Here is a 21611-nt window from a genome sequence, read left to right as displayed (position 1 = left end):
CCCGCAAGACCGCACACCGAAGGAAATGGACGGGCCAATGCCCTCAGAGTTCGCGCGCCCTGCGCCACTACGGCTCCGGAAACTCGAGCCTGAACCACGCTCCTTGGTGCGACAGACACAAAGAAACCTTCCCACCATGTGCAGACATGATTTCGCGCGTGAGGTGCAGCCCTAGCCCACACCCTTCGGCGTCCTGTCTCCCACGCGAAAAGGGCTCAAACAAGCGGTCCTGCAACGCCTCCGGGACGCCGGGCCCTTCGTCCGTCACGTCGATTGTCCGATCGGCACGAACCCGCACGCATATGTGTCCTTCGCCGCCGCCATGCCTGATTGCGTTATCGATCAGATTAGTAAGCGCGCGGGATATGGCGTGCGCATTGCCGCTCGCCATCGTGGGCGCGTCCGGCGCCTCAAGCGACAGATCGTAGCCTGCCCGGATCGCGGCAGGGGCAAGGTCCGCCACAACATCTCGGGCAATGCCGACGAGATCGACAAGCGAACGCTCACGGCCGGACAGCGACAGCCTCTCGGCATCGAGCATCTGCGACACAATATGCCCGAGACGCTCGACCCCTCGCCGAAGCTCCTGCTTCGCGGTATCGTCCCCCAGTGCTTCCACGCGCAGCGCGACAACGGCGAGAGGAGTCCGCAGCTCATGCGCGGCATCCGCGATGAAGCGTTTGCGCCGTTGCAATTCAATCGCGAGCCTCTCGAGCCCAGCGTTGAAGCCGCGGACAAGGGGCAGGAGTTCGCGCGGCGCCTTCTTCTCGTCGAGCCGCTGCGTCGGCTCCTGCGGCAGAATGGATGCCGCTTGGGTAGCAAGCGGCCGCAGCGCGCGTGACAGTATCGGCAGCGCAAACAGCATCGCCACGACCGCCACAACAACCGCGCGGGCCAGGATAATTAGAATACCCTCACTCCAGCGAGCACCCAGCGTGTCCCAGGCTGAAATCGTGCTCGGGTCCACACCTCCAGCCACCAACAGAGCATCCTGGGAGCCGATCCGCCGCCGCTCGGCGAAGGCGTTTGCGAGCGGACGCTCGATGCCCGGAACATAGAAGCGGGTCGATTGGATGAGCAGCGCCTCTTGCTCGATGGCACGAACGACCGGCTCCGGCACCGGTCCAAACGAGAAGCGCCCGGCGTCGCTCTCGACGACGAGCCACATCGCCGGGTTCCGTAACGCCATCGCCGCGAAATCGCCGTCGGGCTGAATCCGGAAACCCGAATCTGTTGAAACCAGATCATTCGCGGCGTGAACGACCGCGATCCTGGGACCCGTGTGACTGGCAGGGTCGCGACCGGGATCGTCGACCAAGAGGATAATTGCCAAATAGACCGCGACGCCCACGATATAGACCGCCGTGAAGGTAAGCACGGCGCGCAGCGCGAGTGAAGGTGTGCGTCTCAACACGGCTGAAGGATGTAGCCGACGCCGCGCACGGTGCGGAGCTCCACTCCTGCTTGCTCGTCTTCGAGGCGACGGCGCAACCGCGAAACCAGCGCTTCCAGGGCATTGGCAGATACTTCCACATCGAAGCCATAGACCTCGTTCTCGAGATGCGCCCTCTGGACCACACGGCCAGCACGGCGCACGAGGAGTTCAAGCAGAGCAAGTTCCCGGCGGGGGAGCGCAACGGCCCGGCCTCTCGCACGCACCTCGCGCGTATGTGCATCATATGAGAGTTGAGCGACCTCGATCGGTTTCGGTCGATCCGCCTGAGGCAAGCGCCTGGAGGCGGCCCGGAGCCTTGCAAGCAACTCCTCCAGCGCAAACGGCTTGACCAGATAATCGTCCGCGCCGGCGTCGAGCCCTTCCACACGATCGGCAAGATCGTCGCGAGCGGTGAGAAAGATGATCGAGGGCGGCGAAAACCGCGACTTCGCCGCGGGAATGAGTCCGATCCCGTCTCCGTCCGGCAGTCGTCGGTCGAGAAGGATGACTCTATACGGCGACTGGATGACGGCTTCGAACGCATCGCCGAGCGAAGCGACGTGGTCCACCGGCCAGTGGTGACGCTCCAGTGCACGCACGATCTCGCGCGCAAGCGCGGGGTCGTCTTCCACAAGCAGGATCCGCGAACAATCGGCCATGCTCGCTCCTATGTCAGCATGCTGACGCCAACCTGACACGAAATTCCGTACGAGGGCAGCTTGTTGTCAGTTGCGCCGAATAAGGTCGGGCCATGATCCGCCCCCTGATCCTCTGCATCGCAACCATCCTGAGCGTGATTTCGTCGGCGCCAGCCGCGGCGGCTCCGAAATCGGAGCAGAAGCACATTGTGACGGAACTCATCGCCGAGACGGCTGCGCCGCCCCCCGGGGAGCACCACCGATCTCGCGATCCGGATGACACCCGAGGCGGGATGGCATGGTTACTGGAAGAATCCCGGCGATAGCGGGATGAAGCCTGTGGTCACGTGGACGATCCCGCGCGGCGTGGTCGCCAGCCCCCTCGATTATCCCGTGCCTAGCCAGCTCCTGGTCGGCGGCCTGATGAACTATGTTTACGAGGGTCCGCACGCACTCCTGTTCCAGCTTACGGTACCGGACGGTTTCGCGCCTGGGACGCCACTGCCCATCAAGGGACGGTTGGACTATCTCGTGTGCACCAAGGAGGTGTGCGTACCTGAAAGCGCCGATTTGGCGCTCGACCTGACGGTCGGCGCTCGCGGTGCCGATGTTCCCGCCCGGGCCGAATTCGATCGCTTCCGTCAAGCTCTTCCCAAGCCACTCGGCACTCCAGCGCGCTTCGAGCGCGTCGGAGACCGCATACGGCTTGCAATCCCGCTTCCGTCGACGCTGCCGCCTGGTGAGCCATATTTCTACCCTCTGACCGACGGGGTTCTGGCCTACGCAGCAAAACAAACCTTCTCGCGCGCGAATGGCGCACTGATTGTCGAAAGCGACGCGCCTTCGAATCCCGGTAAACTCGACGCCGTCGAAGGGGTTCTGAAGCTGGGAGACGGCAACGGTCTGTCGCTGAGGGCTGTGCCCGGACCGACCTCCGTTCGAACGCTGCCGACAATGACGCAAGATCAGGAAATACCAGATGCGTTCACTATTCTCCTCGCACTGGCGGGCGCGGTCCTGGGCGGGCTGTTGCTCAACATCATGCCCTGCGTTTTTCCGATTCTCAGCCTCAAAGCGATAGGGCTCGCCAAGGCGTTCGGAGATGAAAGCGCCGCGAGACGGGATGCTCTCGCCTATACTGCGGGAGCGGTGCTGATCTGTCTCGCGCTCGGGGCCGCCCTGCTCGGCCTGCGGGCGGCGGGCGTAGCTGCGGGGTGGGCTTTCCAGCTTCAGGATCCACGCGTCATTCTGGTGCTCCTCCTGCTGATCACCGCCGTCGCGCTCAATCTGGCCGGACTCTTCGAGCTGCCCGCTCTGACTGCAGGCACCCACCTGGCCGAGCGCGGCGGAATCGGCGGCTCGTTCTGGACAGGCGCGCTCGCAGCGTTCGTGGCGACGCCTTGCACCGGGCCCTTCATGGGCGCCGCTCTGGGAGCCGCGCTCGTTCTACCCACCTCGCTGGCCCTCGTCATTTTTGGCGGCCTTGGTCTTGGCTTGGCGCTGCCGTTCTTGCTGTTAGCCTACGTAGCTGCGCTCCGACGCCGGTTGCCCAGACCGGGTGCATGGATGGTGCGGTTCCGACGGGTGATGTCGGTGCCCATGTTCCTCACAGCGCTCGCGCTTGCCTGGGTTCTGGGGCGGCAGGCGGGGGTGGACGGGATGGCGCTCGGGCTGGTCGCGGCCATGGCGCTCGCGCTATCCTTATGGTGGGTCGGACAACGACAGGGGAGCCCCCCGCGCCTGGCGGCCGCTGGCGCCTGCCGCGCTTGCCGCCGTCCTGGCCTTGGCCTTCGTTCCTACCGTCGCCACTGGCCCCGCGGTCGCCGACAATCGGGGCGTGCTCAGGCCCGAGCCGTTCACCGAGGTGCGCCTTGCCAGCCTCCAGGAGGAGCGGCGTCCTGTCTTCGTATACTTCACCGCCGATTGGTGCGTGACCTGCAAGGTCAATGAGAAAGCCGCACTCGAGCGCCCGCAAGTCGCCGAGGCATTCGCCAAGAACCGTGTGGCGGTGCTGGTCGGCGACTGGACCCGCGGCGATCCCGCAATCGGACGTTTTCTCGAAAGACACGGCCGCTCAGGCGTGCCGCTCTACCTCTACTACAGGCCGGGCGAACCGGCCGAGATCCTGCCGCAGGTTCTGACCTCCTCGCGGCTTGTGTCCATGGTCAGTTGAAGTTGGAAAGGAATGTAAGAATGAAGCAGATGCTCACCGCTTTTACTGCTCTCGCCGTCATGGTCGCTCCCACCTCGGCCGCCCCGGTCATCGGTAAACCCGCACCGGACTTCAAGCTGAACGATGCCAACGGCCGCGCCGTCCAGCTCTCAGACTTCAGAGGCAAGCTAGTTGTACTGGAATGGAATAACCCCGGCTGTCCGTTTGTGAAAAAACATTATGCAAGCGGCAACATGCAAAAAACCCAGGCCTACGCGAAAGCGGCAGGGGCCGTCTGGCTCAGCATCAACTCCGGTGCCCCTGGCGAACAGGGTCCCATGAATGGCGCCGAGGCGAAAGCCTTCATGGCAAGCGCCAAGGCTCAGCCGGCGGCTTATCTGCTCGACCCCAGCGGCGTGGTGGGCAAGCGCTACGAGGCCAAAACCACCCCGCACATGTACGTCATCAACGCCAAGGGGACGCTTGTTTACGCGGGCGGCATCGATGACAAACCGACTCCTAACCCAGCCGATATCAAGGGTGCCCGCAACCACGTGCTGGAAGCGCTCTCGGAACTCAAAGCCGGCAAAGCGGTGTCCGTGGCGACAAGCAGACCGTACGGCTGCAACGTCAAATACGCCAAGGCCTGAACAGGGGAGGACCCCCTCGCCCCCCCCACCAGCAATCGATCAGACAACGGAGAGAGACCATGAAAAGGCTGTATTTCGCTGCATTTTTCGCCGCTGGCGCTGCTTTCGCACTGTCACCTGGGCATGTCAGCGCGCAAACGCCCGGGCCCGTGAACATGGGCATCCAGTTGAAGGAACATCCCGAAGGGGCCGAGGTGATGGCCGTGCTCCCCGGCGCAACGGCGGCGGCCATGGGCCTGAAGGTTGGTGACATAGTGCTTGAGCTCGGCGGCAAGCCGATCAGCCGTGAATTGGTGCAGGAGCATGCGCAGAACACAAAGGCAGGGGATACAATCACCCTCAAAGTCAAGCGAGGGAAAGAGATCCTTCAGTTGGCCGGTCCAGCTCTGCCGCCGCCGGGCTAAATTTGGAAGCAGCCCAATCGATCTGAAGAGAATGCCTGATCTCCGACTGCGCGTTTTGACCGGAAGGCTTCGGCCAGCCGAACGCGTTGCACATCCAAGATACTTCACTCGAAGTTCGCAGTACGGTCATATAACATAAGAGTATTTGCAATGAATCAAAAGCAGAAGCACCATGGATTGATTTTGGCAGTTACTATAATAGTATTAATTGCTGTTTATGGACTTGTGGGCTAGCTTCGCTCGCATCCACCTCTTGAGTGGAAGCTATCCTCAACAGGACCGCGTGAGGATGTCCGTTACACATGGCGCAGTCGGGTTGGGATCCAAGAAACCGTCGAGGCGGACTCAGCGTGCCACGTGTGCCTCTGTGAAGTCGCTCCTGGTTTCCGCAGCTACGAAAACGGACATTGCCGGAACCAATTGCTTCGCGGTCGCTGAAGGCGGTTCTAACGTCGATCCTGGCGCGACGCTCAACGACAGCTCACCCCTGCCCCCATCGCGTCGCCGTGGAGGCAAATCGTGAACGGTCCTGACGGTCCTCCGTGTTCCGCGCGCAGATCTGCGCGCGGAACATCGGACCACGCATAGCGAAGGTATCGCGGTGCAGCAGGTCCGGGAATCGTCAGTTCAATCCTGCGCCGGCCGGTAAGGCGTCCAGGGACGGCAACACACTGGTCGGTGCAGAGCTCGAAGCCGCGCACGGCCCGATGGTCCGACGCGGTCAGGCGGTCACCGATACCATAGTCCAGGATCAGGGTGCGTCCGGCCTTGGCGATGCGCGGCACCTCCGCGCCGGACTGCGTGTATCCGCGCCCATAGGCCACGGACAGCGCACGTTCCGCGGCGCGCTCCGCCACGACAGCCTTCTTCGCAGGATGCAGGTCGGTCGCACTATCCTGATCGATCTGGACCACCAGCCCGGCGGCGGGGTCGTCGGCGACGAAGCGCCGTTGCGCCTCCCGGATTTGCGCCCAATGGCCGGGCGGCGTGCGCGGCGACGGGTCGAACGGCGGGAGCTGCACGACGATCATCGGGAGCGATTGATCGAACGCCTTGCGCCAGCTCGCGGCGAGTGCGGTCAGGCGCTGCGCATAGCCTTCCGGCCGGTGCGTGTCGCTCTCCCCTGATACCAGAGGACACCTTTGAGCCCGAATGGTGCGAGGGGGAACACAACGCGCAGCGCGGCTACGACTATGGTCGCAATGGCGCCGCGACAAAGTTGTCCTACAATCCACTCCGCCATCCGTCGTCAGCGATGGGCGACGGGATTGATCGGAAGGACTCAATTTTCGCGGAGCGGCCGCGATACCATCGGACGACGTGGAACAGGCGGTGTTCGCAGGCCGTAGAACCATAAATGCGAATGACACCGGTATCAGATCGGATCATATACTTTAGGGGAGTGAAGGCATGAAGAAATTGGCTCTCGCGATCAGGCTCGCGGCGCTCGGTTCAACGGCGCTGGTACCTTCCGCCTACGCACAGCAGACCAACGTAATGCCACCAGACGAAGCGGTCGAAGAAGAGGTGGTGGTCACCGGCATTCGCGCATCGCTCGAGGATGCGCTCGACATCCGGCGCAAGGCCGACGTCATTCTCGACGGCATTTCGTCCGATGATATCGGCAGCACTCCCGATCTCAATCTGGGTGAGGCATTGCAGCGCATCCCCGGCGTCCAGATCAACCGCTCGGCCGACCGTCGCGATGCATCGATTAGCGTGCGCGGACTTCCCAGCCAGTACACCAAGACGACGGTGATGGGGCAGAGTGTCGCGACACCAACCTTCGGCACCCGCGGCAACGGGAATCCGTTCGGCATCTTCGATGCGGCGATCTTCAGCGGCGCGGACGTCATCAAGTCGTTCACAGCCGAGATCCCCGCGGGTGGCCTGGCTTCAAACGTCGACCTGCGCCTGCGTTCGGCCCTGTCGCGCAAGGAGGGCTTCGTGGCCCGCGCCGAGCTGCAATATGAGGAGACGACCGAAGACGCCAATCCCGGCTATTTCCTCTCGGCGGTTAAGCGCATTACGCCGAATTTCGGGGTCTATGCCACCGGGTCCTACGCCAAGCAGAGCTTTCGCCGCGACACGATCCGGGTGAACTCCTATACCTCGTTCACTCAAGCCCGCCTCAACCAGCTCGCAGCAAGCAATCCGGCCTTTGCGATCCCCGCGACCGACGCCAGCGGTGTGCCGAACGATGTCGTGTTCCCGTCTGAAGTGCGCCAGATTTCGCAGACCAATCAGGGCTATCGCCTGTCGGGCGGCGCGGGGATGGAGTGGGAGATTTCCGATACACTGAAGGCGCGCGTCGACGGCATCTTCACCCGCCGCGACCTGTCCGACGCCAATCTCGACCTGCTGATCGCCTTCCCGCAGGATGCCACCGGCATCGTCACGCCGCTGTCCGCCCCGGTATCGCTCGGCACGTTCGATCGCGGCTCTAACGGGTCGGTCGAGAATGTCTATGTCGTCAACAAAATCGCGGCGAGCGACTTTGCGATCCCGATCGGCAACCGCAACTTCCCGTCGATCGACCAGAGCTGGGCGATCTATCCGCAGGTCAATTTCCGCAACGACGATTGGGCGGTCGATTTCGTCGGCACTTGGTCAAAGGCGGTCGGCGACCGGCGCGAGTTCCTGTACGAACAGCGCATCCAGCCCAATACCGGCCGCGCCGATGCCAATGGCGACGGGATCGACGACGCGGGCAACGGCGCCTATGCGATCATCAACACCGGTCTTGGCAATTATAACGACTTTCTGTTCGATCTGACCGTGCCGGGCGCGCTGCTCGACGTCGGCAATGGTACCTACACAGTCAGCGCGGGCAACGCGATCCAGGCGCGCAACTCGATCCGCCCGCAGAACGTCGTATTCACCGCCAGCGGCAATGGCGTGCGCGTGAAGCGCGACATGCTTGCCGCCGACTTCAAGGTGGAGCGCTTCGTCGATTTCGGCCCGTTCACCAGCGTCAAGGTCGGCGCCTATTATCAGCGCGAGACGGCGGATCAGACCTTCCAGGAAAACGCCAATATCGGCACGCAGCTCAACAACCTGACCAACAACATCTTCAAATTGAACGACGCGGTGACCTCTGGCGGCACCTTCTTCGGCGGCGGCGCACCGGGGGCCGAGTTCGGCAATTTCTATTCGCTCAATATTCCCAATGTCGAAGCGGCGATCTACCCGGTCATCGGCACCATTCCGCCCGGCGTCAGCTTCGCACCCACCGCCGCCCAGCTGGCCGCATTCTTCCCCGAGCTGACCCCGGCGGCGCGCAGCCGGATCACCTATGCCAACATCCTAGCACTGGCGCCGCGCAACTCGCTGACCGGGTTTATCCAGCGCTTCCCGCTGAACCGCGTGGAGGGGCAGAACTTCAACTCCGAACGCGATAATCTCGAGCTGTTCGCGATGACCAAGTTCGATCTGGAGCAGTGGAAGGGGATCCCGCTACGCGGCAATATCGGTATGCGCTATGTCCGGTCGAACCTGTCGGGCGTTACCCGCGACCAGGCGCTCGAATTCTACACCGCACTCGGTTTCACCCAGGCCGATTTCCGGCCGGGTTACTTCCTCCCTCCCGAACCTGCGACGGGCAAGTACAGTGCGTGGCTGCCGTCGGCGAACCTCGTCTATGAAATCACGCCGAAACTGGTGGCGCGCGCGGCCTATTACGAAACCTTCGAAGCGTTCGATCTGGTCGAATTCAGCCCCGCCCCGACCCGCATCCTCGAGGATGTCGATCCGGAAGCGGGCGATACGGTCAGTGCGGTGCGGATCGACGTCAACCGCTTCGGCCTGCAACCGCGCAGCTCGCGCGCGTTCGATCTCGGCGTCTCATGGTACAACCGCCCCGGCAGCGTGATCGCGCTCGGCTATTTCAACAAGCGCGTGGCCAACGACATCGTTACGCTCAACAATTTCTGCCCCGCCGGACAGAGCTTCACGATCGAGGGGCAGACCTTTGGCCCGCTGTTTATCGACGGGTCGGGCCGGTGCCGGATCAATCAGGGCAACCCGATCGAGACCGCGAACCAGCGTATCACGATCAACCAGATCGTGAACAACCCCGACGCGATCACGGTCAATGGCCTTGAGTTCCAGATCCAGCAGCGCTTCGACTTCCTGCCCGGGTTCCTGCGCAACACCGGCGGCGTGTTCAACTATACCCGTGTCCGCTCGGGCGGGGCCAACGGCACCAAGCTCTACAATGTCGCCAACGACACCTATAACATCATCGGCTATTATGAGAACCGCATCGTCCAGCTGCGCATGGCGTACAACCATGCGTCGGAGATTGAGCTGGCGGGCGGATCGACCTTCACCGGCAGCGCCAGCCGCGTGCGGCCGCGCGGACAGCTCGATTTCTCGGGCGCGCTCAAGCCGGCCAAGTGGCTAGAGCTGCGGCTGGAAGTGTACAACATCACCAATTCGCGCCGCGAGGAATATGAGGGCGATCCGCGCCTCAACCGCGTCGCCGATTTCGATGGGCGAACGGGATCGCTGAGTTTGACGGTGAAGTTCTGATGGACGCCCGCTATGTCGCGTTCGCGCTCGTGCTGACGGCGACACCCGCCGTCGCTGGGCCGCTCAGCGTCGCGCCGCATCTGGCGAGCCATATGGTGCTTCAGCACGGCAAGCCCGCATCGTTTCGCGGCGGCGGGGCAAAGCCGGGGGAAGAGGTCACGGTCACTTTTGGCGGGACAATGGGGCGGGGACAGGCGAACGCAGAAGGCGAGTGGCAGGTTAGCCTTCCTCCGCTCGCGCGCGGCGAGAGCGGCGCAGTTTTGGTCCGCGCCGCGAGTGGGAGCACGCTGCAGCTGGACGATGTGGTGACCGGCGACGTCTGGCTGTGTTCGGGCCAATCGAACATGGACCTGCCCGTGTCGGGCAGCGCTAACCCGGAACGGACCGCCCGGGAGAGTGCGGGTCTGCCGATCCGTCTGCTCAAGCTGAAGCGCACCGCAAGCGCCGTCTCGGCGCGCGACATCGTTCCCGAGACCGCCTGGTCACGCGCGGCACCGGACAATCTCGGCGGCTTTTCCGCCGCCTGCTGGCATATGGCGCGGGAAACTCTCAAGCATGATCCAAAGATGCCGCTCGGCCTGATCCATGCCGCCTGGGGCGGGTCGACGATCGAAGACTGGATGTCGCCAGCGGCGCTGAGGGCGTCTGGTATCTCGACTGAGCACCTGGGATTGCTCGAGCGCTATGCCGGTGACCCGACCGCTGCACTGGCCGCAGTGGTGAATGCCACCGATGCCTGGGCCGAACGGGTCGATCCGGGATCGGCGGGAGCGGCATGGGCTGCACCCCGGTTCGATGACCGCAGCTGGGACAGTATCGTCGTGCCCGGCTATTGGGAGCGATCGGGCATCGAGGGCCTGGGCGGCTATGACGGGATCATGTGGTTCCGGACGCACATCGCACTGACCGAAGCCGAGCTTGGCGATGCAAGGGACATCACCCTCCAGCTCGGGCGGATCGACGAGCGCGACCGGGTGTGGATCAACGGCGTACCGGTCGGTGCGCAACTCGTTGCTGGCGAACTGCGCCGCTATCGCATTCCTGCTGGGCTGCTTCGCGCCGGAGGCAACAGCATCGCGGTACGGGTGATCGACGAGATGGGCGGCGGCGGCTTTGGTGGCCCGGCCAGCCAACTCGTCCTGGCGCTGCCGGGCGGCATTCGAAAGCCCTTGGCAGGCGATTGGCGCTATCGCCGCGGCACCGCCGAGCCCGACTGGCGCGAACCGCCGCCAGCTGTCCCGTGGAGCATGCCGCGCGGTCTGGCGATGGCGTGGAACGGGATGATCGCCCCGCTCGGCGGCACCGCGCTGCGCGGCATCGCCTGGTATCAGGGCGAATCGAACACGAGTCGGGCAGCGGATTATGCGCAATCACTGCGCGCATGGCGCGCGACGTGGCGCACGCATTTCGGCGATCCGTCGCTGCCCGTCGTGATCGTTCAGCTTCCCGGCTTTGGCCCGCGCAGCATTAGACCGGTCGACGCCCCCTGGGCACGACTGCGTGAGGCGCAGCGGCTGGTGGCGAACGACGATACCAATAGCGGCCTTGCGGTAACCATCGACCTTGGCATTCCGGACGATATTCATCCCGCACACAAAAATGTGGTCGGTGAGCGCATGGCTCAGGAGGCGCTGCGCGTCGCCTATCGCCGCGTGGTCCCCTCCGCCCCGCAGCCGGTCCGGGCCAACCGCACCGCCAACGGGATCGCGATCACTCTGCGCTCAGCAGAAGGGCTCGCCGTGACCGGGGCAGTCGATCCAACCGGCTTCGAACTGTGCGACGCAAGCGGCAGCTGTCGCTTCGCCCGTGCCACCGTCGATGGCGACGCGATTACAGTGCTCGACGACGGTGGGCCCGCGCATGAGGTTCGCTATGCCTGGCAGGGCAGCCCGCCTGTCAATCTCTATGCGCGGTCCGGACTGCCGCTTACGCCGTTCCGCATCGCGATCAGGGATCGTTGACCTGTCGGCTCGCGCTGCGGAGACGACTCTGTGCCGACGATCCGTTCGCGGGGGTTAGAGCTGTGGAATCTGGCCGACACCGCAGCCTTGCGGCGGCTTCAAGCCGCAGGCAAGCGGATGACCTCGACGACATGAGTTTCGAACCGGGCGGCGGCGCGTGATCCGCGACCGCCACTATCCGCGCCCTTCGGCGAAGCAGACCTCGAAAGCGGGGTCATCTCATCCGATCGGACCCGCCGGGTTCTGGTCGAACTCGAATGCCGGTTCCGGGCGGCGGCGGCCACCCTGGCTGCCAAAGGTACGGGTGATGCCGACGAACAGGATCGGGCCGACCCCGGTCTGTCGGATGCGATCGCGCAACATCGGCGTGTCGATCACGGTTTCCTGCCGCGCCGTGTCGAGGATGTTCTGGCCCGTGAAGGTCACACTCAGCTTGTCGTCGATCTTGCGGCGATAGCCGATGTTGAACATTCCGCCCATCACGCGATAGCCCTGCGCGATCAGCTGGCGGCCCGAGTAATTCCCGCTCAGCTGGACGAAATCCTTGTCGTTCGGCTGCCATGACAGGCTCGCGCGCGCCGTCGCGGTCGTGCCCGAACGTCGGCTTCCGACGCCGACCTGGCGCGGGTCGATCGCGTTCCACAGGAAGGTGCCGGACGCATTGACGCTGAGCTTCTTGGTCAGATTGGTATTTACGACCGCCTCGACCCCGACCCGATCAGACGTGGCCAGATTGGCACGCGTGTTGAGGAACACGCCGCTGCCGAGATCCTGCACGATATCGGTCACGCCGCCGCGCGATGTTCGGTAAAATCCGGTCAGCGCAGTAAAGGTCGACCCCTTGCGCCGCTGCCACGATGCTTCGAAGGAATCGGTGATCTCGGGCAACAGGTCGGGGTTGCCACGACGCAGGTTCAGCGGATCGAGGTAGATGGTGTAGGGATTATAGTCCTGGGCCGACGGTCGCTGGATGCGTCGGCTGTAGCTTGCGCGCAGTTTTTCGGCAGCGTTCAACTCATAGCCGAGATGGAGCGTCGGGTAGAGCTTGAAATAATCGCGCGCGACCCGGATGGCATCGGTGCGCTGGTCGATATCGAGCTCGACCTGTTCTGCGCGCAGTCCGACCTGCACCTCGAACTTGCCCGAATTGACCTGATACGTGCCGAAAAAGGCGTGCACATTCTGTCCGAAGCCGAACAGATTGGTCAGCGCCGGCACCGGCGTCAGCGCCTCTGCACTCGGCCCCCGCGCTCCGCGAAAGTCATTGTCGGAATCGCTGAAATTGCCCTGATAGCCGAGGTTGAGTGTGGCGTTTTCGCCGACCGGACGCTTATAGTCGATCTTGGCCTCGCGATCCGTGCGGTCCACCTCATTGCTGATCTGCTCGAACACCGTAGATGCGGCGGCATAGTCGGTGACCCCGTCAATGCGGCGACGCTGGCGCGATTGCTCGATTTCGAAATCGATGGCCAGTTCATGCCCGGCGCCGGCGAGCGTCCGACGCCAGCCGGCGCGACCGCTGAGGCTGTCCATCTTCATCGACATGTCGGCAACGCGATCGAAATCTGCAGACGCCAATTGGCTGACCGACGCATCGACCCGGTGAACATCCTGCTGACCGCCGCGATAGGCCAGTTCCGCGGTCAGCTTGTTGTTCGCATCGACGCTATAGTCGGCAGCGAGCCGTGTCGCACGCATCGACATTGTCATCTTCGACTCCGATTCCTGACGCGTCGTCACCGCCGCTCCGCTCGCGCCGATGCGCACGCGGTCCAGCTCGCCATCGGCCTCGCCGCGAAAGCGGCGATAGGCCGCATCACCGGATAGCGTCAGCTTCTTGCCCGACACCGCGCCATTCACGCTCAGACTACCGCGTCCCATCGTACCCAGATTGCCGCGCACGGTGGCAAAACGCGCATTGGGCCGAGTGCGCCGGGTCACCAGATTGATGACACCGCCCGATCCCTCAGGGCTCATCGCGGCGGAGGGATTGGTGATGACTTCGACCCGCTCGATCTGCCCGGCCGGCATCGAGTTCAATGCGTCGCCGCGAGATTCCCCGCGCAGCAATGCTGCGGGGCGCCCGTCGATCAGGATGGTCACCCCGGAATCGCCGCGCAGGCTGACCCTGCCTTCCAGATCGACCTCGACACCCGGCACCGCGCGCAGGGCGTCGGCCAGCGTGCCGCTTTGTACCTGCAGATCCTTTGAGACGTCATAGCTGGTGCGGTCGGCCTCAGTGCGCGTGGCCTCCTGCCGACCGGTGATGACGACCTCGCGGCCACGCTCGCCATCGGCTTCCCGCGCCGGCACCGGGCGCTGGGAGGGCTGAGGCGCTGGAGGCGTTGCAGTCTGAGCGGCGATCGCAAGCGATGAGGCGCAGGCGAGAAGATGCAGCGCGGCCATGTAGTTACCTTTTCTGAATGATGTAAGTTCGATGTGTCACACAGCGCGATGAGCGGCATGAGCGCCCGGTGAGCAATTGATGAAATCGCTTGCCCCGGGGCGGGCATGGCACTCCGCGTTGCGCATACTGTATTATGCGCCTTAGAACGGTGAGTCGCTGGATGTCAAGCTGCGCGACGTCTGCCCATCAACAGGAACGTGCCCAGTACTGGCAGACCGAACAGGAGCGTCGCGGCCACCCAGCATGCGGTCGGCACCGGCCGCAACCGCCGCCGCCGCGCGAGCAGTACGGTCCCGACCGCAGCGATCAGGGACAGAAATACGCTGGCCAGCCGGATGCTGCCGGGCACCGCGATCGGCTCGCTGCGCAGATATGGCGCGGCATTGCCGCCCATGCGCGTAACGGCTTCGGCAATCAGGTGTGTCGCGGGCGAGAGCCAATAGATGCGATAGCGGACAGCGTCCGAAAATTCGGGCGCGAAGCTGCGTCGCGCGACGGTCGATACCGCCCCGTCCGGCGCGACCGCGACGACATGCTGCCACGCGCGTGCCGGCCCCTCGATTGCGTTGCGGCCGAAGAAGAAGGAGATCAGCATCCGATCCGGAAGCGGCGCAAGGTCGATCCGCCGGATGTCGCCGATCGCGCCGGCTACCGGTACGCGCCGCGATTTCCCGTCGCTCTGCGCGACAAGATAGAGCGCCCGATCGCCGAGGATGGCGATGACGGTGCCGACCTGAACCGGTCGGGCAACGATCACCTCGCCAGCGGGCAGGGTGAACTGGCTGTCGATCGCACCCCGCGCCGGATCGAACCGGTAGAGCGTGCCGCCCGCGATCATCCGGTCGTCGCCGGTCGGAAGCGGTGGTGCGTCGAACGCGCGTTCGGGCTTCAGCACGCCTGCAGGTCGCCGGTCCTTGAGCCGCAGCCCGACAAACGCATTGGCGTCGTGGCTGAACGTCCATTCGACACCGCGGCGCTGATCGACAAGGCGCGCCGGCATCGCGCTGATCAGTTCGCCGCTGATCGGAAGCGAGTCGACGACATTGGGCAGCCTGATCGGCTTTGCCTTGCGCACCGCCGCGCCCAGCGCCGGCGCCTCGGGGAGCGCAGTGGCAATCAGCTCGCCGCTGTCGGCGCGCGATGTTTCGACGAGTCCGCCAGGTGTCGGCACGTTGATCAGCGGATTGCGGCCAGCAGCCACCAGCGTCATCTGATAGGCGAACGCCCCGCCGACCAGAAGCACGAAGTACAGCCCGAATGCGGTCACTGCCGCGGTGATTGCGAGCAGCGCAGGGTTCGACGGGGGATCGGTTCGTTCGGGCTTGAACGCTCCCGCCAGCGCCAGGCCGAGGATCGCGACGATCATCGCGAACAGGAGCAACGCACGCGCGCCCGCTGCATTTTCGCCCGCGATCAGGATCAACACGGTGACGATCGCAGTCCAACCATAGCGGCGCGGGGCCACGGCGACGTAGTTGCCTAGAATGAATCCGACTAGCCCGACGCATGCGCCGGCGAGCGGAAGGATCCAGTGGCGGATATCGACGACATTGCCGGGCTGGGCCGTCAACCAGGCGGTGAAGACGAGCGTGGGGATCAGGATCGCCGCAATCACGATGGTCGCGCCGGCACTGCTGATCGCCAGCATGATCCGCCAGGGTGCCAGCGGGCGGTGCAGAAGCGCGATCCAATGGTTGATCCGCGCATAGCTGGCCGCCTGATACACGCCCAGAATCGCCCCCGCCAAACCATAGACGCAGCCGACGATGATATAGATCTCGCCAAAGTTGCGGAGGCCCGGGAGGAAGCGGTCGAGCATCAGCAGGGCGAGCAGATGAAGCGCGACGACGCCCAGTCCCCAGCGCGCAAATCGCCGACATTCGGCGGTGTAGAGTTGGATCATGTCGGGTCTTTCAGCACGCCGTTCCGGCGTGATTGCGGGTCAGGAAGGCATCGACCGCGCGGTCGAGCGGCACCGGCATCGCTTCCATCGACCGGGCACCGTGCGCGCGCAGGAAATCAGCGAAGGCAGGACCCTGGTCGATCACCACATAATGGTGGATGCCGTCGATCCGACGATATTGGAGCAGACCCGGCACGGTGTCGTGCGCGGGACCGGCAAAGGGGATATCGGCTATCCATAGCGAAATCCGATCGCAAAAGGCGTCGGGCGCGGAAAAGCTCGCCACCCGACCGCGTTCGAGAATCAGCAGGCTGTCAGCCAGTCGCTCGACCTCTTCAATCTGGTGCGAGCAATAGATGATCGTGCGGTTGTCGCTGTCCATCGTCGCGATCAGCGCGTCGAGGACACGCCGACGCGCGACGACATCCAGCCCCAGGGTCGGTTCGTCGAGGATCAGCAGGTCGGGCGACTGCGCCAGTGCCAGCGCAAGATTGAACCCGGCGCGCTCGCCGCGCGACAATTGGCCGACCCGCTGGCGCCCGGTCAGGTCGAAGCTGGTGATGAGCGTGTCGAACGCGGCCTGATTCCAGCGATCGGCGTAGAGGCTGCGCTGTACGGCGACCACGCGGTCCACCCGCGCCCAGCCGGGCAACGTATGCTCCTCGTTCACGAAGCCGATACGCTTTCGATCCGCAACGCTCAGCGCGTCAGCGCGCTGGCCGAGCACGCGGCATTCGCCCGCATCGGCAGTCTGGAAGCCGAGAAGAAGGCGAAACAGGGTAGACTTTCCCGCACCATTGGCACCGATGATCGCGTGAATGCCGCCGCGCGGCAGTGCCAGATCGAGTGCATCGAGCGCACATTTGCGCCCGTGCCACCGCGTCAGCCCCCCGCGCTTCCACCGCAAGGTGCAGACTCATGCGGACTGCCGGATCGAAAGAGATCCCAGCGCATGGGTGACGCGTGTGATCGCTTCGTCGGGGCTGCAACGAATCGCCACCACATCGTTGACAAAACGCTCGACCGCGGCGTCGAGGCGTCGATCGCGCTCTTCCTCGCTCAACTGATCGCGCTGTGCCGCAACATACAGGCCGAGACCGGCCCGCGCGACAAGCCATCCCCCCGCGACCAGCTCTCCATACGCTTTGGAAACGGTGTTGGGGTTTACCGAAAGCTGCTGCGCCAGGCCGCGCACGCTGGGCAACTGCCCTCCGACCGCCAAATCTCCGGCGGAAATCTTGCGACGGATCGCGTCGACAATCTGCCCTGCGATCGATCGACTGTCGCCGGGCGAAATGGTGATGGCAAGTGGAACGACACGGGGCATTCGACTGTCCTTACTGTTCTATGTGCTATAGAACAGTTGCGTCGCCCAGTGTCAACGGTGATGCGCCTTCCGGCAATGATCCCGGCTGCCGACGGTCGGAGCATCCGTCGGCTCGGCAGTTTCATGCCGCCAATATTGGCGCAGGCGAAAAGGAGTCGTTCCGCGTGTCCGACGAGCTACGCCATTGCGATGCGGTTGCGGGATCAACACGGACAGGGTGCCAAGGCACCGTTCGATCAGGTGGAGCCGATTTTGAGATTGCCGTGGATTGAGAACGATGACCGCCTTGCGAAAGCTTTGCCAACTGGCAGCCGATACTTGAAAACCGGCGGCGCTTCATCCTCTCCCCATATCATAAAGGACACTGGCCCAGAGTGGCGGAACTTCTGGAGGACACGACAAAGCCCTTCCCTGTCGCTTCACCGTTTGCCTGCGCCGCGCATCTCGACCCTCTCCCATCAGACCGTGGCTGCATCATACGAGACGATAATGACGGACGGCCTGACTGGTGAAGAGATGCCGAGTCTCTTTCGGTACCAGAAAGTCCCGTGTTGCCCGCCACCGATGGATAAGCGAGCTGTCATCGGCCTCGGGAGACCCAAAATCGGCGTGAACCTTGGCCGCGTCGAGCTCACCAAGTTTTGCCCAGTGCATTGAATAATCGATGCGCGCTGCGCTCAGCGCCTGACGTACGGCGAGGGCTGCGTCGGCCGTCGCATTGCTCAGAGCCCTGATCGCATTGATCAGCTCGGGCGCCTCGCCCTGTTGCTGGGCAATCGCCGCCGCCCAAAGGGAGTAAAGCGGTGAGGCCCCATCGACTTCGATTACGCTATTCTCGCGAAACCGGGTGAATGCAAGCGTCCCGGCAGGCTCGCTGACAAAGCGCAGGGTGAGCAGAAACGTCGCCGGCAGGGCCTGAACCGCTTTTGCAATCGCCTCCAGGGCTTCGCCGGTACGCTCGCGCGATATCGCATATGAGGCGTTGTAGAGCGCACCGGGCTTTCCGCTGGTAATGATGCCGTCATGAAGCGATCGCCAGGTTCCGCTGGGCGTGTTCAAGTCCGCAGGGTCGAAATCGCCGATGTCGTCCTGAAAGCCGCGGTCAATCCGATACGCTTCAAATGCACTCTTGCTGCCCCGCATCATGAAGCGCAACGCCGCCTCGGTTTGCGACTTGTCGGGAGCGACAGCCGCTCCGATGGCGATTGACCGTTTTTCAGCTTCGGCGACCGTCGGACCGAGCGAATTTTTTGCGGGCGACAGAGTGCGGGCCGCAGCCCCTGCAAGAAAGTGCGCGACGCCGCCGCCCGCTCCCGTGTCGCCGAGCGCGCTCTCGCGTGCGGACACGAAATAGCACGTGTGTAACGCCGGCGACCGAAAGACTGCGTGAGGGTCGAGGGTGAGCTCGTAGAAAATCGGATCAGCGCTCACACCCATGTTCCGCGCCAATTTGTTGAAGTCGCCCGACTCGATCGATCTCATCCAGGCATCATCAATCGCCTTGGACATGCGCAGCACGGCAAATTGCTGGCTGGGCTCGAGCTCCAGCGCGAGCCCGATGAGAACGCCCATCGCTCCAAGATGGATCAACGCATCCTCGAAACGCATGTCGTCGCGGATCACGACTATCTCGGCACCCGCTTCGCTGAGGCAGATCAGGCCTTCGGTAGAGAGCAAAGGCGCGGAAGCGCGCTCGATCCAGTAATGTTTTCCCGGCGCCACCGCGAAATGCATCCCGCGTACCATGTTCTGGATCCCGCCATAGTGAAGTCGCGAGCCGTGGCTTGCCGTTCCGATACTCCCCGCAAGAGTCGAGTGCAGGAAGCTGCCGCTCGTCTTGATCGTAAGCCCCCTCGCCTCACTGAAGGCGGTAAGCTGATCCAATGTTGTACCACCGCCCGCAAAGATGATGCGACCAGCCGGAATATCCGAACCAATTACGTCCGATGGGTCAGCAATCGCAACTGAGTGCAGAGTGGAACAATCAAAAGCTCTCACCGGGTTGCCGATCAACGGCGCGAAGCTCCATGCTGCACCGAACAATCCGGCATCAACCTGCGGTCCGTCGGGTTTTTCGAGCAGATATTCAAGATGCGCAAAGAAACGCTTCGCGTCCCGGGCAAACCGACGAAGTCCATTTCCCAGATCATACCCGACGTCGAGCGAAGCCTGCTCTGCAACAAGATAATATGGCGCTCCATGGCTGTTGAGACGGTCACCGATCGTCAGGTGCAGGTTCTGCCATTCGACGTCATGCTGATATCGGATCACTGCACACTCCTGTGTTCGGCACCGATGCCGATGAGATACCATGGGCTGCGTATCGCAAGGCTCGGTTTGCAATCGCAAGCGTCGCAATAGTGTGAATTCTTCTGCCGACGACTATAGTCCGCCATGTGATTTCGTGATTGGGGCGACATTATCCATGGAATCTCGCTTTGCGCTGCGCTTGCTCGGACCGTTCGGCCTGTTTCGCCCCGATGGGTCGCGGATCGAGATCACCAGCCGCAAGTCGGTGGCAATCCTGGCGATGCTGGCGACGGCACCCAATGGACTGCGCAGCAGGAGCTGGATCCGCAGCATGCTCTGGGGGGAACGCGGCGAGAGCCAGGCGTCGGCGAGCCTGCGCAAGGAGCTGTCGAACCTCGTGACCGCACTAGAACATCAGGGAGCGGGCCATCTGCTCGAGCGTGAAATGCAACGGGTTCGCCTCCGCCTCTCCCATATCGATGTCGATATATTTGGCGATGATCTCGGACGGTCACATCCAGCGCAGGTCCCCGGCGATTTTCTTGAAGGCATCGACATTCCCGGTGCCGAAGCCTTCGACGACTGGCTGCGCGACGAACGATTGAGGATCGAGGAGATCGGTGCCGCGCTCGGCGGGCTTCATGATGCCGTTCCTCCCGCCCCCGCCCTCGCCGAGGGTGAAACCCTCGAGCGCAACTGGGACACTGGCAAGGCAACGCGCGAGCTCCCTCCCAAGCCCTCACTCGCAGTGCTCCCGTTCGACCTGATCGCGGCACATGCCGGTGACCAATGGCTTTGCGATGCCGTCGCAAGCGAACTCGCGATGCTGTTGTGTCAGTATCCGCAGATTTTTGTCATCTCGTCGGCATCAGCTCGTCGCGCGGCCGAGCGTCACGATTCTCGCGAAGCCATCGCGAGATTGCTCGGCGTGCGCTATCTGGTCGAAGGGGCGGTGACGCCGATAGAGGGCTCAGGACTGCTCGGCGTGTCGGTCGCGCTGATCGATGGCAGTACCGGGGAGCAGATCTGGGGGCGCTCCTTTCAGACCCCGCTCGATCGACTTCATTTCACCCAGGAAGAGATTGCACGTCAGATCGCGCCAATGATCTGGAGCCGGGTCGATTCCTTTGAACGCAATCGGATCCTTCGTCGAGTCGGTCCGCCGATCGATCAATATGAGCTCTATTGGAAGGCAAGCAGCCTGTTTCGCACTTGGGAGCGTGACGCGATCGCGCACGCCAATGAGCTGCTACAGACTCTCCTTGCGCGCACCGCATCCTGCCCCTGGGCCAACGCACTCGCCGCGTTTTGCTACGGCGTAACCCATTTTCTTGGCCTGGAAGAAGATACCGACACCGCGCTTCGCCGATCGATCCGCTACCGGCAGATCGCTCTGGCGAACGGCGAGGACAATGTCGAAGTACTGGGATACTGTGCCGGCTCGATTATTCTTAGCGGCGGGGACATCAATCTTGCCGACCGACTGATCAATAGGGCGCTCACGATAATGCCCTCATTCTATCCATCGCTGTTTTGGGGGGATGGGTCGATCTCTTTCGCGGCAATATCGAGCGCGCGGACGCGCGCTTCGCGCTCGCGCTGCGCCTCAACCCGGCAACCGGGGTGCAAGGCGAGACGCTGTGCGGAATGGGCTATTGCGCGATCTTTCGCGGCGATGCCACGGCCGCGCTGGCTCACTTCAATCAGGCGGTGATCGACGCGCCCAATTTTCCGGCAATTCGGGCCGGACTCGTACTTGCACGCGCCCTCGCCGCGGCTGGTGGCGCTCACGTCGATCTCGATCGGTCAGGTCACATCGAGCCTTCCGACCTGCGAATCCTGAACCTGGTCCGCGCGCCCGAATTGCGCGCTGATCTGCAACGGCTGATAGAACCACTGCGTGCTGGCGACCGCGGTTCGACGCAAGCGTAACGATTTCACGCTTTCGCGA

Annotated in this window: 16 protein-coding genes; 8 read left to right on the top strand and 8 right to left on the bottom strand. The window is 63.4% G+C overall.

The genetic code is table 11. The features are described from left to right. Positions 1-67 precede the first annotated feature (67 nt). Both LRS08_RS15205 and LRS08_RS15200 read right to left on the bottom strand, forming a co-directional pair. A complete protein-coding gene (locus LRS08_RS15205; RefSeq protein WP_257842884.1) occupies positions 68-1378 on the bottom strand; it encodes a HAMP domain-containing sensor histidine kinase in 1311 nt (436 codons plus the stop codon). Positions 1379-1407: 29 nt separating this feature from the next. Beyond that, positions 1408-2094, bottom strand: a complete 687-nt coding sequence (locus LRS08_RS15200; RefSeq protein ID WP_257842885.1) for a response regulator transcription factor — start codon at positions 2092-2094, stop codon at positions 1408-1410. Positions 2095-2349: 255 nt separating this feature from the next. On the opposite strand from LRS08_RS15200, the gene LRS08_RS15195 reads away from it, so the two are divergent. From LRS08_RS15195 to LRS08_RS15185, 4 genes are read left to right on the top strand one after another with little or no spacing between them, the layout of a single operon-like run. After that, entirely contained in the window at positions 2350-4023 is a 1674-nt protein-coding gene (locus LRS08_RS15195; protein ID WP_312026626.1) for a protein-disulfide reductase DsbD domain-containing protein, read from the top strand. Beyond that, a complete protein-coding gene (locus LRS08_RS20120) occupies positions 3911-4246 on the top strand; it encodes a thioredoxin family protein (RefSeq protein ID WP_312026625.1) in 336 nt (111 codons plus the stop codon). Before LRS08_RS15195 ends, LRS08_RS20120 begins: the two co-directional genes overlap by 113 nt. A 20-nt stretch (positions 4247-4266) precedes the next feature. Next, positions 4267-4875: a redoxin domain-containing protein gene (locus LRS08_RS15190; protein ID WP_257842887.1), complete on the top strand. Its 609-nt coding sequence runs from the start codon at positions 4267-4269 to the stop codon at positions 4873-4875. A gap of 59 nt (positions 4876-4934) precedes the next feature. Beyond that, positions 4935-5279, top strand: a complete 345-nt coding sequence (locus LRS08_RS15185; RefSeq protein WP_257842888.1) for a PDZ domain-containing protein — start codon at positions 4935-4937, stop codon at positions 5277-5279. Between the two features lie 470 nt (positions 5280-5749). Here LRS08_RS15185 and LRS08_RS15180 read toward each other — a convergent pair whose 3' ends face one another. Further along, positions 5750-6310 carry a hypothetical protein gene (locus tag LRS08_RS15180; protein WP_260480901.1) on the bottom strand — a complete coding sequence of 187 codons (561 nt, stop codon included), beginning with the start codon at positions 6308-6310 and terminating at the stop codon, positions 5750-5752. Positions 6311-6689: 379 nt separating this feature from the next. Here LRS08_RS15180 and LRS08_RS15175 point away from each other — a divergent pair, with 379 nt between their 5' ends. Then, positions 6690-9812 carry a TonB-dependent receptor gene (locus tag LRS08_RS15175; protein WP_257842890.1) on the top strand — a complete coding sequence of 1041 codons (3123 nt, stop codon included), beginning with the start codon at positions 6690-6692 and terminating at the stop codon, positions 9810-9812. Beyond that, a complete protein-coding gene (locus LRS08_RS15170) occupies positions 9812-11773 on the top strand; it encodes a sialate O-acetylesterase (protein ID WP_257842891.1) in 1962 nt (653 codons plus the stop codon). Before LRS08_RS15175 ends, LRS08_RS15170 begins: the two co-directional genes overlap by 1 nt. Positions 11774-11992: 219 nt before the next feature. Here LRS08_RS15170 and LRS08_RS15165 read toward each other — a convergent pair whose 3' ends face one another. The 5 genes from LRS08_RS15165 to LRS08_RS15145 form a co-directional block, all read right to left on the bottom strand. After that, complete coding sequence (locus tag LRS08_RS15165; RefSeq protein ID WP_257842892.1) at positions 11993-14179, bottom strand: TonB-dependent receptor domain-containing protein; 2187 nt, start codon at positions 14177-14179, stop codon at positions 11993-11995. 164 nt (positions 14180-14343) lie between these two features. Next, on the bottom strand, positions 14344-16083 hold the full coding sequence (locus tag LRS08_RS15160) for a hypothetical protein (RefSeq protein WP_257842893.1): 1740 nt from the start codon (positions 16081-16083) through the stop codon (positions 14344-14346). A gap of 10 nt (positions 16084-16093) precedes the next feature. After that, positions 16094-16990, bottom strand: coding sequence for an ABC transporter ATP-binding protein (locus tag LRS08_RS15155; protein WP_260480900.1), 897 nt, complete (start codon positions 16988-16990; stop codon positions 16094-16096). Between the two features lie 9 nt (positions 16991-16999). Next, positions 17000-17410, bottom strand: a complete 411-nt coding sequence (locus tag LRS08_RS15150) for a GntR family transcriptional regulator (RefSeq protein ID WP_257842895.1) — start codon at positions 17408-17410, stop codon at positions 17000-17002. Between the two features lie 474 nt (positions 17411-17884). Continuing rightward, entirely contained in the window at positions 17885-19681 is a 1797-nt protein-coding gene (locus tag LRS08_RS15145; RefSeq protein WP_257842896.1) for an FAD-binding protein, read from the bottom strand. A 40-nt stretch (positions 19682-19721) separates the two neighbouring features. Between LRS08_RS15145 and LRS08_RS15140 the strand changes: the two genes are divergently transcribed. Together LRS08_RS15140 and LRS08_RS15135 are read left to right on the top strand one after the other, a co-directional pair. Continuing rightward, the gene (locus LRS08_RS15140) at positions 19722-21374 is read left to right on the top strand and encodes a hypothetical protein (protein ID WP_260480899.1); all 1653 of its coding nucleotides are present in this window, start codon (positions 19722-19724) and stop codon (positions 21372-21374) included. Then, a complete protein-coding gene (locus LRS08_RS15135; protein ID WP_257842900.1) occupies positions 21371-21592 on the top strand; it encodes a hypothetical protein in 222 nt (73 codons plus the stop codon). Before LRS08_RS15140 ends, LRS08_RS15135 begins: the two co-directional genes overlap by 4 nt. Positions 21593-21611: the final 19 nt, after the last annotated feature.

It is taken from the genome of Sphingomonas sp. J315 (genome assembly GCF_024666595.1).
Taxonomy (GTDB): Bacteria; Pseudomonadota; Alphaproteobacteria; order Sphingomonadales; family Sphingomonadaceae; genus Sphingomonas.
This window is presented reverse-complemented; position numbering and strand designations above follow the sequence as displayed.